This window comes from Rahnella aquatilis CIP 78.65 = ATCC 33071 (assembly GCF_000241955.1).
GTDB classification, from domain to species: domain Bacteria; phylum Pseudomonadota; class Gammaproteobacteria; order Enterobacterales; family Enterobacteriaceae; genus Rahnella; species Rahnella aquatilis.
In genome coordinates this window covers 2,531,471-2,546,148 of sequence record NC_016818.1, presented here as the reverse complement: position 1 = coordinate 2,546,148, position 14,678 = coordinate 2,531,471, and the positions used below count along the sequence as shown (strand labels likewise).

The window sequence follows — 14,678 nt, the reverse complement described above, 5'->3', positions numbered from 1 at the left end:
CCAGCTTTGAGCCGGATATAAAAACCCCTTTTGATTTGTTAAAACACCTTGCGGTCTGGCAACTGCATTGGTCAAACAAGAAATCAAAAGGGGGTCCCAATGGGGGACGAAAAGAGCTTAGCGCACACCCGATGGAACTGTAAATATCACATAGTTTTCGCGCCTAAATACCGAAGGCAGGTCTTCTACGGCGAGAAACGCCGTGCAGTAGGGAGTATTTTAAGAAAACTGTGTGAATGGAAAAATGTGCACATTCTGGAAGCAGAATGCTGTGCAGATCACATCCATATGCTTGTGGAAATCCCGCCGAAGATGAGTGTATCGAGCTTCATGGGGTATCTGAAGGGCAAAAGTAGTCTGATGCTATATGAACAATTTGGTGATCTTAAATTCAAATACAGGAACAGGGAGTTTTGGTGCCGAGGGTATTATGTAGATACAGTGGGTAAAAATACATCGAAGATCCAGGAATACATAAAGCACCAACTGGAGCAGGATAAACTAGGGGAACAGTTATCAATCCCGTATCCAGGGAGCCCGTTTACGGGCGGTAAGTAACGAATTTGGATGCAAATGTCAGATTGCTATGCGCCTGTTAGGGCGCGGCTGGTAACAGAGCCTTACAGGCGCATATGAAAAACCTCCGGCTATGCCGGAGGATATTTTTTTCATTATGCTCTCATGCCATTGCCTGCGCTGATAAACGCTTACAATTCGTGGCAAAAAAGTAGCTAAATTCATATCGCCGGGAATTCTGTAATGTTATACCGTTACGCTCGGTTGATTTCGCATGCACTGGCGCACAGCCAGCGTGGCGGGTTATTTTTCTCCTCTGCCGGAGCGGATATGAGCATAAACAAAGCATCCGGGGCTGATGACGCCAGCAAGCAGCTGCGCTTTCAGGCAGCCGCCTCCCATACGCGCGGGCTGAGCGGGCTGATCAACACTATTTTGGTGATCAGCAGCGTGATGTATCTGATCCTGCTGATGCTGTATCTGGTCTCTCCGGAATCGGTCTGGCCGTGGGTGACCGGCAATTTCATGGCGGCGATGTGGGTTTGCGCGGCCTCCCTGCAATGCGCCCGGCGCATCTCCCGCTGGCGCGAGCAACAGTTGGCGCCCGCTATTGCTACCGTTGCTGAAACCGCCGCACAGCAAAACCCTGCCGGATTTTCTCAGCGCCTGCTATCCCGGCCATGGATGCGTCCGGTTTTGCGTTATGTCGACGCGCATGTGTTCTTCCAGGCATTTCCCGCGTTAGCCGCACTATTGCTCATTGCGCTGTTGTGGCAATTGCCGTTACCGGCCAGTGATGCCGGTGAAGCGGGGATTATCGCAGGTGTAATATTCATTCTTTGTGCCTTTGCTGTGCTGGTTCTGGAGCGCCACTGGACGTTAAAAAATCCGCTGGAATGGCCGGAAGCGGCTAAGCTCGCAGCAATAATGCGCATGATGATTGGTGTCTTTTTGCTGAGCGCGTTAGCCCTGATGTTTGCCCGTGGTGCTTCGGGGTGGCCAGCGCACCTGCTGATGCTCACCGGCTTGTTACCGGGGCTGGTGGCGCTGGAGCTTTTCCTGCGGGCGCTGATGGCGATGTTTTCGCCGCCGCGTGAAGATAAAGAGCCTGAGTTTATTGCGGGCAGCCTGCTGGCCGCGCAGATTTGCTGGCCGCCGCGTCCGCTACAGTTTGTGCAAAATGAACTGCATCAGCATTTTGGTATCGATCTTCGCCAGATCTGGGCATTCCATTTTATGCGCCGCGCGCTGTTGCCGCTGGGCGCACTCTTATTGCTGACCGGCTGGCTGCTGACGGGCATCAGCGAGGTGCCGCTGACCCAGCGCGGCATTTATGAATCTTTTGGTAAACCGGTGGCGGTCAGGCAACCTGGTTTACATGCAGGGCTGCCGTGGCCTTTTGGCCGCACGCTGAGGGTCGATAACGGCGAAGTGCATGAACTTACCACGGGTTCAGAAGAAGCGGCGACCGTCGGGGCTGTCGCGGTGGCTGACACCGCCGAAGGCCCGGCACCGGAAAGTGCGAACCGTTTATGGGACTCAGGCCACAGCAGCGACAAATCACAAATCATTGCCAGTGCCGCGAATGACCGGCAAAGTTTTCAAATCATGGATATGGACGTCCGCTTTGTATACCGCATCGCCATGAACGATGACGCGGCGATGGCGAGCCTCTATCACACCGAAAATATGCCGGTGCTGATCCGCAGTATCGCCAATCAGGTGCTGGTGCATGATTTTTCCTCACGCACGCTCGACAGCCTGCTCGGCAGCGAACAGACACGTCTCGCCGCAGATATTGGCCGCAAAGTGCAGAGCCAGCTTGATCATCTCAACAGCGGCGTGGAACTGCTGGCCACAGTGATTGAATCGATACATCCGCCAGCGGGTGCAGCGGATGCTTATCACAGCGTACAGGCGGCACAAATTCTGGCGCAAAGTGCAATTGCCGGTGAGAAAGGCCAGGCCGCGCAGCAACTGAATGCTGCGCAGCAATTTGCCCGTCTGGCGCTGGATGCCGCCAGCGCAAAAAACCATGAAAACCGCGATCAGGCGCAGGTCATGGCGCTGCGCTTTAATGCAGAAAATCAGGCGTATCAGACTGGCGGGCAATCGTTCCTGACCGGGCGTTATTTCAGTCAGCTGACGCTGGCAATGCAGCAGCATCCGAAGGTGTTGATTGTCGATCACCGGATCGGTAGCGGGACACCGCCGGTGCTGGATCTGAGAAATTTTACCCTGCCATTTACGCCCGGAGCGGATAAAGCGGCGCATTCTGTTAAAGCGGAGACTACCCGGTGAGTGATACCCAACAACCTGAAGGCCACGGACATGATCATGACGCACATGGCGGACATCATCACGGTGCCGGACATCATCATCACCATCATCATTCCGGGCCAGCAGCTCCCAAACTCTGGCGGCGGGTCATAATTGCCGTTGTCCTGGTGGCGCTGATTGCCGCCACGGCCTGTCTGGTACAGGTGCGATCCGGTGAAGCGATGGTGATCACACGCTTCGGCAATCCGGTGCGTGTGCTGCTGCAACCCGGTCTGGCGTGGCATCTGCCGGTGCCGCTGGAGACGGCGATCCCGGTGGATTTACGTATCCGCACGACGTCCAGTGGTTTGCAGGATGTCGGTACGCGCGACGGACTGCGGATCATTGTGCAGGCTTATACCGTCTGGCAGGTGAAAAACGATCCTCAACATGTGCAGCGTTTTATCCGCGCGGTACAAAATCAGCCGGATATGGCTGCCGCACAGATAAGGACGTTTATCGGTTCGGCGCTGGAAACGACCACCAGCGGTTTTGCGCTGGCTGAACTGGTGAACACTGACGCCGGCAAAATCCGCCTTTCCGGCTTTGAACAGCATTTGCATGACCAGATTGCCCGCCAGTTGCTCGACAGCTACGGCATCGAACTGGTGCAGGTCGGCGTTGAACGCCTGACATTACCGTCGGTGACGTTGGATGCCACTGTGGATCGCATGCGGGCAGAGCGCGAAACTATTGCCACCGAGCGGTCTGCGGAAGGCAAGCGTCAGGCGGCTGAAATCCGATCCTCCGCCGAACGGGATGCCCGCGTGATTAAGGCTGATGCGTCAGTCAACGCGGCCAATATTGAAGCGCAGGCACAGGTGGAGAGCACAGCGATATACGCCAGGGCCCGGGCCGGTAACCCGGAACTGTACGATCTGCTGCGCTCGCTGGACACGCTCAACAACGTGATCACACCGGGTACTCAGCTGATATTGCGCACTGATGCCGCACCGTTCCGGCAACTGATTGAAGGTCCGCCAGTATTACCCGCCGCCGGTAACGGGACGCGGCCATGAATCCGCTGTCCCGTTTTCAGGGCAATGCGTGGTTTCAGGCAGGGCGCATGGCGTATCTGGCGCTGTTTGCCATGACGCTGATTGCCGCCGCGAACTGGCTTTTCTCTAATGTCCGGCAGATAGAGCCCGATAAGCGTGCGGTGGTGATGCGCTTTGGTGCGGTTTCGCGCACGGCGGGAGCCGGATTATTGCTGGCGTGGCCGGAACCGCTGGAACAGGTAGAAATCCTGCCCGCTGCCGACCGGGTGATCGAACATCACGTTACCGCCTTGCTGAGAGAGAATAGCGTGCCTGCCTGGACCAATAGCGGCGGCGAGAAAAGTGATGCTGTTGCAGGTGCGGGGTATTTACTGACCGGTGATTCCGGCGTGGTTCAGCTGGATGTGCAGGTGTATTACGTGATAACCGATCCTGTGGCGTTTGTGTTGCAGGGAGAGCACGTATTACCGGCGCTTGACCGCTTAACCGAGCACGCTGCGGTGGCGATTTGCGCCTCACGCGATCTGGATACCATTCTGGTCGCCCGGCCGGAAATGGTGGGTAACGGCAATCATATCGCAGAACGTCGTGAGCGGCTGCGCGGTGATTTACGTCAGGCAATTAATCAGCAACTCGCCGCGCTGACGGCGGCGGGTAGCCCCTCCGGTATAGAAGTCCGTCGCGTTGATGTGCAGTCTTCTCTGCCTCCGGCGGCGGTCGATGCGTTTAATGCCGTACTGACGGCCAGTCAGCAAGCGGAACAGAACATCGCCACGGCCAGTAACGAGGCTGCCCGCGTACATCAGGAGGCCGTTCAGTCGGCAGATCGCGCCTTACAGGTTTCCCATGCCAAAGCCAGCGAGCAGATTGCGCGCGCCTCAACGGATACCGCAACTATTGTACAACTGGCTAACGACCATTCGCCTGAATTGCTGTGGCGTTTGTGGCGTGAGCGGATACCGGCGATCCTCGCCCATGCAGGCAGCGTCACTGCTGTTGATCCCCAGGACGACGCACATCTGATCCTGCCCGGGCCAGACCGCCCATCATCTCAACCCTGAGGTATTGCCCCTGTGACTTCTTTTTCCTCTGAAGAACCGCCAGCGTCGCCAGCAAAAAGCGTGCTGTTAACGCGTCATGAGCAGCGAAACATGGCAGTGCAGTTGCTTCTGGCGATGGCCGCGTTTGGTCTGTTGCTGTGCGGCTGGATCTGGCAGTGGTGGTTTCCACAGCAAAGCGATGTCGGGCAAATTTTGTTTGGCGTGGCGTCATTGCTGGTAGCGGTACCGGTGCTGCGTTCGGCGATCCATAGTTTGCGCAGCCCCAGCCTGCATGGCGTTACCGATCAGCTGATTGCGCTGGCAATGCTGGGTGCATGGGCCACGGGTGACCTGATGACCGCCGCGTTGCTGCCGGGGATCATGATTTTTGGCCATATTCTGGAAGAGCGAAGCGTTATCGGTTCGCAGGAAGCCATTGATGCACTGAGCCCTCTGACCCGCAGCCGCGCGCGCCGTATTTTGCCCGGCGGTGAGATTGAGGAAATCGATAACCACAGGTTGCGAACCGGTGACCGGGTTGAAGTGCGCGCCGGTGACCGGGTACCTGCCGATGGCCGGGTGTTATCGGGCAGCGCCAGTCTTGATACCGCGCCGATCACCGGGGAATCCGTGCCGCAGGAAGCCCGCCCGGGCGACGAGGTCTTCGGGGGGACCATCAGTCTCGACGGATTGTTGTCCGTCGAAGTTACGCGCACCGGTGCGGATGCCACATTAGGTAAAGTGATTGCGCTGATACAAAAAGCCGAGCATGCCAAACCGCCGATCACCCGTCTGCTCGAACGCTATGCCGGGCAATATCTGGTGCTTATCCTGCTGATTGCCGCTGCGACCTGGTTTGTTACGCGTGATGCCCACGCCATGCTGGCGGTACTGGTGGCGGCGTGTCCGTGTGCGCTGGTGCTTTCCGCACCGGCCACGGCAATTGCCGGTATCGCGGTGGCGGCGCGTCATGGGATCCTGATCCGCAGCTCTGCATTTCTTGAGGAACTGGCAGATCTGAATGCCATTGTGGTCGATAAGACCGGCACACTGACGCACGGTGAGTTGCATCTGCATCGCGCCGTACTGGCAGAAAATGCATCTTCTGATGTCGTGCTCCGTCTGGCGGCCAGTCTGGGCGCGGCGAGCAGCCATCCGGTAAGCCGTGCGCTGGCGAAGTTACTGCCGCGCGAACAATACTTATCGCTGGAAGACGTATCAGAACAGCAGGGGATGGGCGTGCGTGCGCGAACCGCACAGGGCGAGGCTCTGTTAGGGCGACCGGCATTTTTCAGCCAGAACACAATCGCGGCGAGTGCTGAACCTGAACATGACGGACCGCTGGTCGGTCTGGCGCTGAACGGGCACTTTCTCGGCTGGTTGCTGCTGGCGGATTCTTTGCGGCCTGAAGCGTCAGTTGCGTTAGCCGAACTCCGCCTGCTGGGCCTGCAACGACAGCTTCTGCTGACCGGCGACCGTGCCAGCGTGGCGCATCGTATTGCCGGTGAGCTGGGCATCGGCGACGTGATCGCGCAGGCTTTACCGGAGGATAAACTGCTTCAGGTATCAGCCGAAATTGCGCACGGGTTCCGCCCGATGGTGGTCGGTGACGGCATTAATGATTCGCTGGCATTAAAAGCGGGCGTTGTAGGCATTGCAATGGGCGCGGGGGGCAGCGATATTGCGCTGGCCTCCGCCGATGTGGTGCTGATCGGCAGCGATTTGCGTCGTCTCGGCACCTGCGTTCGTCTGAGCCGTGCGTGCCGCAGGACGCTGAAAATCAATGTATTCATTGGTCTGGGCTGGACGCTGGTGGTGATGGCGGCGGCCGCACTGGGGTTACTCGGCGCAGGTGGCGTATTGATCGCGGCATTGCTGCATAATCTCAGCACCTTGCTGGTGCTGGGGAATGCCGGGCGTTTGCTGCGCTTTGACGAGCCGCTTTAGGAAAGCAAAAGGGCGCAATATATTGCGCCCTAAAAAACGATGGGTCGGGGAAGTATTAAAGCTCAGCTTTGAAGGTATGCAGACGACGCATGGTTTTTTCTAAACCGTCCTTCATCAGCAATTCAGTACAGCGCAGCGACTCATCAATCGCATCGTCAATCAGCTTTTGTTCACTGGCTGGCGGCTTGCCCAGCACAAATCCCACCACTTTACTTTTATCGCCCGGATGGCCGATGCCGATACGCAGACGGTAGAAGTTCGGGTTATTGCCGAATTTACTCTGAATGTCTTTCAGACCGTTATGGCCACCGTTACCACCGCCCAGTTTGATTTTCGCCATACCCGGCGGGATATCCAGTTCGTCATGCGCCACCAGAATTTCATCCGGCTCAATGCGATAAAACTGTGCCATCGCCAGAACCGCTTTGCCGCTGAGATTCATAAAGGTGGTCGGCACCAGCAGACGGACGTCCTGACCCGCCAGTGACAGGCGGGCGGTATAACCAAAAAACTTACTTTCTTCTTTCAGTTGCTGGTTGTGCTGGCGGGCGAGAAGATCGACGTACCAGGCGCCGGCGTTATGGCGGGTCTGGGCGTATTCTGCGCCGGGATTGGCCAGTCCAACGATCAATTTAATGCTGCTCACGATGTTCGCTTCTTTATCCGGTGAGGTTTAGCGGGCTAGTTTACCTGTCGCGTGTGGCTGTGCCAAATATCAGACAGGGTAAATCTCTGCGGATGGTCGAGATTTTGAATAGTTTATGTTGCTGACTATTCACCTTTTGAATGTATATGACTGGAAAACGTAAAGATTTGTCATTCGACGTTCTCTGTCTGTGATCATGACCGCAAAGTGAACCGGATGGGACGTCTATAGTTAAAGGCAGGAAAAGACAAGACAGCAATGATGCTAAGACTATCGACAACTGGAGGTGACTTATGAAACGTAAAACCGCAAGAATAATCGGCAATGGCCTGATGGGACTCGGTTTGCTCACAATGGTCGGTGGTGTTGGTTATTCCATCCTGAATCAGATGCCTGAACTGGGGTTACCCCAATTTTTAGCGCATGGCGCAATTGGTAGCATCTTCATCGGCGCCATTTTATGGCTGGCGGGTGCCAGGGTCGGCGGACAAGAACGTGTTGCAGACCGGTACTGGTGGGTTCGTCATTTTGATTCCCGCTGTACGAACGGTAAGTCACACCGGCATTCCTGAGTTTATCAGGCTGTAATGGGGTTTTGTTGATCAGAAAAAAACCGTTGTCGCTTTTGCGATAACGGTTTTTGCATTTCAGGTTCTGCCAAAACAAAATGCCCCTGAAAACAGGGGCATAATGATTAATGCTCGAACATCGCTGAAATGGATTCTTCATTGCTGATGCGGCGGATAGCCTCAGCGAGCATGCCTGACAGAGTCAGGGTGCGCACTTTTTTCAGTGCACGGATTTCTGCGGATAACGGGATGGTGTCACAAACAATGACTTCGTCAATGACGGAGTTTTTGATGTTTTCCACGGCATTGCCGGAGAAAATCGGGTGAGTGGCATACGCAAATACGCGTTTAGCACCGCGTTCTTTCAGTGCTTCGGCAGCTTTACACAGCGTGCCACCGGTATCGATCATGTCATCAACCAGTACGCAGTCACGACCCGCTACGTCACCGATAATGTGCATCACCTGAGAAACGTTTGCGCGTGGACGACGTTTATCAATGATAGCCATATCAGTGTCGTTCAGCAGTTTTGCTACGGCACGGGCGCGGACAACACCGCCGATGTCCGGAGAAACGACAATCGGGTTTTCCAGGTTCTGTTGCAGCATATCTTCGAGCAGAATAGGGCTGCCGAAAACGTTGTCTACAGGTACATCGAAGAAGCCCTGAATTTGCTCTGCATGCAGGTCTACGGTCAGAACGCGGTCAACGCCAACGCTGGACAGAAAATCAGCCACAACTTTCGCGGTGATGGGCACACGGGCAGAACGCACCCGCCGGTCCTGACGTGCATAGCCGAAGTAAGGAATAACGGCGGTGATACGACCGGCGGAGGCGCGGCGTAAGGCATCAACCATGACGACCAGTTCCATCAGGTTATCGTTAGTAGGCGCGCAGGTGGACTGGATAATAAAAATATCTCCGCCACGTACATTTTCGTTAATTTGCACGCTTACTTCACCGTCGCTGAAACGACTGACGGCGGCGTCACCAAGGCTGGTGTATAAACGGTTGGCAATACGTTGTGCTAGTTCCGGGGTGGCGTTACCAGCAAAAAGCTTCATATCAGGCACGAGAAGAACCTCAGGCTTGCGTCCAGGGAAGACATTGGCTTTTGGCACCACCGGGCGGTGAGCGGTACCAAAGCATTATGCTCACGATACTTCTAAATCTTACTACTTAAATCTGTTGAATAATTGGCTGGCAAAGAACAGACACAAAACCACTGTGACTCTCTACGCTTTGCCCGCAGTTCTCAACCAGACATCACGAAAACGGTGCAACGGCGAGATATTAACACCTTGTGCGACAAAACTCCGACTCCACGAGGGTGTTATGTCTAAAATCTGACAGGCGTCAGATTCGGTGTCGAATTCTGCAAACACACAGGCACCCGTTCCGGTGAGTCGCGACGGCGCGTATTCTAACAGCCAAGAAAGTAGCTGTTCAACCTCGTAAAAACGTTTTCTCGCAATCGGTTCGCAATCATTTGCGTAAGGCGTGTCTAATAGCACATTAACAGTGCGTTTTGGTGTATTTCTGGTCAGTTCCGGATCGCCAAAAATCACCGGCGTTGGAATGCTGACGCCCGGATGTGCGATCAGATACCATTTTTCCGCCGGTTCGACCGGCAGCAGGATCTCGCCAATGCCTTCAGCAAAGGCAGCATGGCCCATCACAAAGACCGGTACATCCGCGCCCAGCGTTATGCCCAGTTGCGCCAGTTGGGTATCCGAAAGGCCGCAATTCCATAGCGCATTCAGTGCCACCAGCACGGTGGCGGCGTTGGATGAACCGCCGCCAAGACCGCCACCCATCGGAATACGTTTTTGCAAGGCAATGTCTGCGCCCTGAGACGTGCCCGTATGCTGTTGCAGAAGACGGGCGGCGCGTACCACCAGATTCTCGTCATCCGCCACGCCTTCAACGGGCGTAGTCAGCACGATATCGCCGTCGTCCCGGACGTTAAAACTCAGGCTGTCACCGTAATCAACAAACTGAAATAGTGTCTGCAGATCATGGTAGCCATTCGGGCGCTGGCCGGTGATATAAAGGAACAAATTGAGTTTAGCCGGAGAAGGCCACCATTGCTGCGTCATCTCAGTTGAGCGTCCAGTTATCCATTTTCAGTTTGATACGCTGTTCGCCCTGGGTCATTTCCAGACGCTGCGGGAGGGAGGGTTTGGCATCCTCGTCATAGCTCTGATACACCACGGTGCCCGGTTTACCGTTCTGCGTGAACTTCACCTGAGAGAGTCGGTACTGGCTGTCGAGGGTGAAATCGGTGCCGTCACCCGGCAGGCCAAGCATCCACAGACGCAGATTGGCCAGCGGAATCGACATACCGGTCAGCTTCTGGATCATGTCATCCGGGTTATCACTGGTGTAATGCTTGCCTTGATTATTGGTCAGCTGCGCAATACCACTTTGCACTTTTAATTCCATCTCCGTGCTGCCCAGCGGATTGGTCAGCAGTAAACGGTAACTGTCCGGGGAATATTGTTGCCAGAAGAAGCGGGCATAGACTTTCTGTTTATCGGAAAGATAAGCGAAAGAGCCACGGGTCTGATAATGCTCAAGTTGTTTCACCTGAGCTTCATGCTCACGCCATTGCGGAGATGTCGGGCTGGTCGCCGGGCCTTTGGGGGCATTAATTGAACAGGCGGCAAGGACTAAGCTTGCAAGAGGAAGAAGGCGAACAAAGTGTGCTTTACGCATTGGCATAACAGATTTAATCCTTTGTGCTTTGGCGAAATGGGATGCCAGGGCAAAATGTGGCGTGCGTCAGTTTAGCACAGCCCGCGCGACGGGTAATCTCAACCCTGTGCAGATGATCGGCGATTGAAAGGTTTTGGGACAATGCTGATGTGTAAAAGGATTTAACCGAAGGTGCTGTTCGCCTTTTATTGATCTCGCGCATCTTGTAGAATGCGCAGCAGACGTAAACCCATACTATTATAAAGTATAAGTCGAAAATCGCTCCCCATATGACCCTGCTTGCATTAGGTATCAATCACAAAACCGCCCCGGTGTCTCTGCGTGAACGGGTAACATTTTCACCCGAGACCCTCGATCAGGCGCTCTCCAGTCTGCTCCAGCAACCGCTGGTGCAGGGCGGTGTCGTGTTGTCTACCTGCAACCGCACTGAGCTGTATCTGAGTGTTGAGCAGCAGGAAAACCTGCAGGAACAGCTGGTGAAGTGGTTATGTGATTATCATCATCTGAGTGAAGATGAAGTTCGCAAAAGCCTGTACTGGCATCATGATAATGAAGCCGTCAGCCACCTGATGCGCGTCGCCAGCGGTCTGGATTCACTGGTATTGGGTGAGCCGCAAATTCTCGGTCAGGTCAAAAAGGCTTTCGCGGAATCGCAAAACGGGCGGGCAGTGTCGGGCGAACTGGAGCGTCTTTTCCAGAAATCCTTCTCCGTGGCCAAGCGCGTACGTACTGAAACCGATATCGGGGCCAGTGCCGTTTCTGTTGCGTTTGCGGCCTGTACGCTGGCACGCCAGATTTTTGAATCCCTTTCTGATTTAACTGTGTTGCTGGTCGGTGCGGGTGAAACCATCGAACTGGTGGCGCGTCATCTGCATCAGCATAATGTCCGCCATATGATGATTGCCAACCGCACCCGTGAACGTGCACAGGCGCTGGCGACAGAAGTGAACGCGGAAGTGATCAGCCTGCAGGATATCGATTCCCGTCTGGCCGAAGCGGACATTATCATCAGTTCTACCGCCAGTCCGCTGCCGATTATCGGTAAAGGCATGGTGGAACGCGCGTTAAAAGCCCGCCGTAATCAGCCGATGCTGATGGTGGATATTGCCGTTCCGCGTGATATCGAACCGGAAGTGGGCAAGCTGGCTAACGCCTATCTGTACAGCGTCGACGATCTGCACGGCATCATTCAAAACAATCTTGCACAACGTAAAGCCGCGGCTGTTCAGGCGGAAACCATCGTTGAGCAGGAGAGCTCCAACTTTATGGCCTGGCTGCGTTCGCAGGGAGCCGTTGAAATTATTCGTGATTATCGCTCGCGTGCTGATATTATTCGCGCCGACGCACAAGCAAAAGCTCTTGCCGCCATTGCACAGGGCGCTGACGTCGAAGCGGTGATCCATGAATTAGCCCACAAATTGACAAACCGTCTTATTCACGCGCCAACCCGTTCACTGCAACAGGCAGCCAGCGAGGGTGACGTGGAGCGTTTGCAAATTTTACGCGACAGCCTCGGGCTGGGTCAGCAATAGTTCTCCTTTTCTCACAGGGTTATACACCACGCATGAAGCCTTCTATTGTTGCCAAACTGGAAGCGTTACAAGAGCGCCATGAAGAAGTGCAGGCGATGCTTGGCGATGCCAGCATCATCGCCGATCAGGATAAATTCCGCAGTCTTTCCCGCGAGTATTCTCAGTTAACGTCTGTCTCCGAATGTTTCCTTGCCTGGCGTCAGGCGCAGGATGATTTAGAAACCGCTGAAATGATGCTCGACGATCCTGAGATGCGCGAAATGGCGCAGGATGAAATCAAAGACTGCAAAACGGCTATTGAAGAACTCGAACAAAAATTACAGCTTCTGTTATTACCAAAAGATCCCGATGATGAACGCGGCTGTTTTCTGGAAATTCGTGCCGGAACCGGCGGTGATGAAGCGGCTATTTTTGCCGGGGATTTATTCCGTATGTACAGCCGTTACGCCGAAGCGCGTCGCTGGCGTGTGGAAATTGTGAGCGCCAGCGAAGGCGAGCACGGTGGCTATAAGGAAGTGATCGCCAAAATCAGTGGTGATGGCGTCTACGGCCAGTTCAAATTTGAGTCAGGCGGTCACCGGGTCCAGCGCGTGCCGGAAACGGAATCTCAGGGACGCATTCATACGTCGGCCTGTACCGTTGCGGTCATGCCGGAAATCCCAGAGGCCGAACTGCCGGAGATCAACGCCGGTGATTTGCGTATTGATACTTTCCGCTCATCCGGCGCTGGCGGTCAGCACGTTAACACCACCGATTCCGCGATCCGTATTACCCACATTCCAACGGGTATTGTGGTGGAATGTCAGGACGAACGTTCACAGCACAAAAACAAAGCCAAAGCGATGTCCGTGCTGGGCGCGCGTATCCGGGCGGCCGAAGTGGCTAAACGTCAGGCTGAAGAGGCTTCGACGCGCCGCAATCTGCTCGGCAGCGGCGACCGTTCAGACCGTAACCGTACCTATAACTTCCCTCAGGGGCGTGTCACCGATCACCGTATCAATCTGACAATTTACCGTCTGGATGAAGTGATGGAAGGCAAACTGGACAGTCTGATCCAGCCGATCGTGCAGGAATATCAGGCCGATCAACTCGCCGCATTATCTGAGCAGGACTGATGGATTTTCAGTCCTGGCTGCGTGATGCTGCCCGCCGTCTTGCCGGGGGTGAAAGCCCGAAGCGGGATGCTGAAATTTTGCTCGGCTTTGTGACCGGCCGGGCAAGAACTTTTATTATGGCTTTTGGCGAAACGCCGCTGACAGCCGAACAACTTCAACAACTGGAAATTCTGCTTGCGCGACGTGAGCAGGGCGAACCAGTTGCCTATCTGACCGGCGAGCGAGAATTCTGGTCGCTGCCACTGTCAGTATCTCCTGCGACATTAATTCCCCGTCCTGATACCGAATGCCTGGTGGAACAGGCGCTGGCCCGTCTGCCTTCTGTACCCGTCAGCATATTGGATCTCGGCACAGGAACCGGCGCGATTGCACTGGCGCTGGCCAGTGAACGCCCGGACTGCAAAGTCACCGGTGTCGATCTGCAACCTGATGCCGTCATACTTGCGCAACACAACGCGCAAAAACTCAATATCCTGAATGCGCATTTTTTGCCGGGCAGTTGGTTTTCACCGGTAGCCGGTGAACGTTTTGCGCTGATAGCCAGTAATCCGCCATACATCGATGCGGCCGATCCGCATCTGGCGCAGGGCGATGTGCGTTTTGAGCCCGCCAGCGCGCTGGTGGCAGAAAATACCGGTCTGGCTGATCTGGCGCATATTATTCAGGCTGCACCCGCGTATCTTCACAAAGGCGGCTGGTTACTGCTCGAACATGGCTGGCAGCAGGCGGCCGACGTTCAGGCGTTATTGCGCGATGCCGGTTATCAGCAGATCGCGACGGTAAAAGATTATGGCGATAACGATCGCGTCAGCCTCGGGCAGTGGAATCCGTTAGCGGGATGATAAGAAAATCAATTCGTAAACGCTTAAATTTCAAAGGAAACGGGCAATGGCATATGTCTGGATCAAGAATCTGCATCTGGTCACTATAACCCTGAGTATTGCGTTGTTTGTTTTACGATTTTTTTGGAAATGGGCGGGTTCTGCTATGATGCAGAAACGCTGGGTGAAGACGGTTCCCCATATTGTGGATACTTTACTGTTATTAAGTGGTATTTCGCTTATCTTCATCACACACTTTTATCCGTTCAGCCCTCAGGGAACCTGGCTGACCGAAAAGATTTTTGGCGTTATTATCTATATCGCGCTGGGTTTTGTAGCCCTGAGCAAGCGACCAGTCAGTCAGAACACCCGCTGGCTGGCCTTTATTCTGGCGCTCGCTTGCCTGTATCTGATTCTTAAACTGGCGCTGACGAAAATACCGCTGCTAATGGGATAA

The 14,678-nt window shown here is 54.8% G+C and carries 14 protein-coding genes; 10 read left to right on the top strand and 4 right to left on the bottom strand.

Going from position 1 to position 14,678, the window contains the following annotated elements; translation table 11 throughout:
* Positions 1–99: 99 nt before the first annotated feature.
* From tnpA to RAHAQ2_RS11540, 5 genes are all read left to right on the top strand, one after another.
* Positions 100–558, top strand: coding sequence for an IS200/IS605-like element IS1541D family transposase (gene tnpA / locus RAHAQ2_RS11560; protein WP_014333746.1), 459 nt, complete (start codon positions 100–102; stop codon positions 556–558).
* A 288-nt stretch (positions 559–846) separates the two neighbouring features.
* Positions 847–2,817 carry an SPFH domain-containing protein gene (locus tag RAHAQ2_RS11555; RefSeq protein ID WP_037039405.1) on the top strand — a complete coding sequence of 657 codons (1,971 nt, stop codon included), beginning with the start codon at positions 847–849 and terminating at the stop codon, positions 2,815–2,817.
* The gene (gene hflC / locus RAHAQ2_RS11550; RefSeq protein WP_015697403.1) at positions 2,814–3,854 is read left to right on the top strand and encodes a protease modulator HflC; all 1,041 of its coding nucleotides are present in this window, start codon (positions 2,814–2,816) and stop codon (positions 3,852–3,854) included. The genes RAHAQ2_RS11555 and hflC overlap by 4 nt, the downstream gene beginning before the upstream one ends.
* The gene (gene hflK / locus RAHAQ2_RS11545; protein ID WP_015697402.1) at positions 3,851–4,894 is read left to right on the top strand and encodes a protease modulator HflK; all 1,044 of its coding nucleotides are present in this window, start codon (positions 3,851–3,853) and stop codon (positions 4,892–4,894) included. The genes hflC and hflK overlap by 4 nt, the downstream gene beginning before the upstream one ends.
* Before the next feature lie 12 nt (positions 4,895–4,906).
* Positions 4,907–6,820, top strand: coding sequence for a heavy metal translocating P-type ATPase (locus RAHAQ2_RS11540; RefSeq protein ID WP_015697401.1), 1,914 nt, complete (start codon positions 4,907–4,909; stop codon positions 6,818–6,820).
* A gap of 55 nt (positions 6,821–6,875) precedes the next feature.
* On the opposite strand, the gene pth is transcribed toward RAHAQ2_RS11540, so the two are convergent.
* Entirely contained in the window at positions 6,876–7,466 is a 591-nt protein-coding gene (gene pth, locus RAHAQ2_RS11535) for an aminoacyl-tRNA hydrolase (RefSeq protein ID WP_037039389.1), read from the bottom strand.
* Positions 7,467–7,759: 293 nt separating this feature from the next.
* Here pth and ychH point away from each other — a divergent pair, with 293 nt between their 5' ends.
* The gene (gene ychH / locus RAHAQ2_RS11530) at positions 7,760–8,038 is read left to right on the top strand and encodes a stress-induced protein YchH (RefSeq protein WP_015697399.1); all 279 of its coding nucleotides are present in this window, start codon (positions 7,760–7,762) and stop codon (positions 8,036–8,038) included.
* A 122-nt stretch (positions 8,039–8,160) separates the two neighbouring features.
* Here ychH and prs read toward each other — a convergent pair whose 3' ends face one another.
* The 3 genes from prs to lolB form a co-directional block, all read right to left on the bottom strand.
* On the bottom strand, positions 8,161–9,108 hold the full coding sequence (prs, locus tag RAHAQ2_RS11525; protein ID WP_013575591.1) for a ribose-phosphate diphosphokinase: 948 nt from the start codon (positions 9,106–9,108) through the stop codon (positions 8,161–8,163).
* A 162-nt stretch (positions 9,109–9,270) separates the two neighbouring features.
* A complete protein-coding gene (gene ispE, locus RAHAQ2_RS11520) occupies positions 9,271–10,134 on the bottom strand; it encodes a 4-(cytidine 5'-diphospho)-2-C-methyl-D-erythritol kinase (RefSeq protein ID WP_015697398.1) in 864 nt (287 codons plus the stop codon).
* Position 10,135: 1 nt separating this feature from the next.
* Positions 10,136–10,759, bottom strand: coding sequence for a lipoprotein insertase outer membrane protein LolB (lolB, locus tag RAHAQ2_RS11515; protein WP_015697397.1), 624 nt, complete (start codon positions 10,757–10,759; stop codon positions 10,136–10,138).
* Between the two features lie 263 nt (positions 10,760–11,022).
* On the opposite strand from lolB, the gene hemA reads away from it, so the two are divergent.
* Genes hemA through RAHAQ2_RS11495 form a run of 4 tightly spaced genes read left to right on the top strand, consistent with a single transcriptional unit; the run spans position 11,023 to position 14,678 of the window.
* Positions 11,023–12,285, top strand: a complete 1,263-nt coding sequence (gene hemA / locus RAHAQ2_RS11510) for a glutamyl-tRNA reductase (protein ID WP_015697396.1) — start codon at positions 11,023–11,025, stop codon at positions 12,283–12,285.
* Positions 12,286–12,317: 32 nt separating this feature from the next.
* The gene (gene prfA, locus RAHAQ2_RS11505; RefSeq protein ID WP_015697395.1) at positions 12,318–13,400 is read left to right on the top strand and encodes a peptide chain release factor 1; all 1,083 of its coding nucleotides are present in this window, start codon (positions 12,318–12,320) and stop codon (positions 13,398–13,400) included.
* Complete coding sequence (gene prmC / locus RAHAQ2_RS11500; protein WP_015697394.1) at positions 13,400–14,242, top strand: peptide chain release factor N(5)-glutamine methyltransferase; 843 nt, start codon at positions 13,400–13,402, stop codon at positions 14,240–14,242. The genes prfA and prmC overlap by 1 nt, the downstream gene beginning before the upstream one ends.
* Positions 14,243–14,288: 46 nt before the next feature.
* Positions 14,289–14,678 (top strand): SirB2 family protein, encoded by a 390-nt coding sequence (locus RAHAQ2_RS11495; protein WP_015697393.1) that lies wholly within the window; start codon positions 14,289–14,291, stop codon positions 14,676–14,678.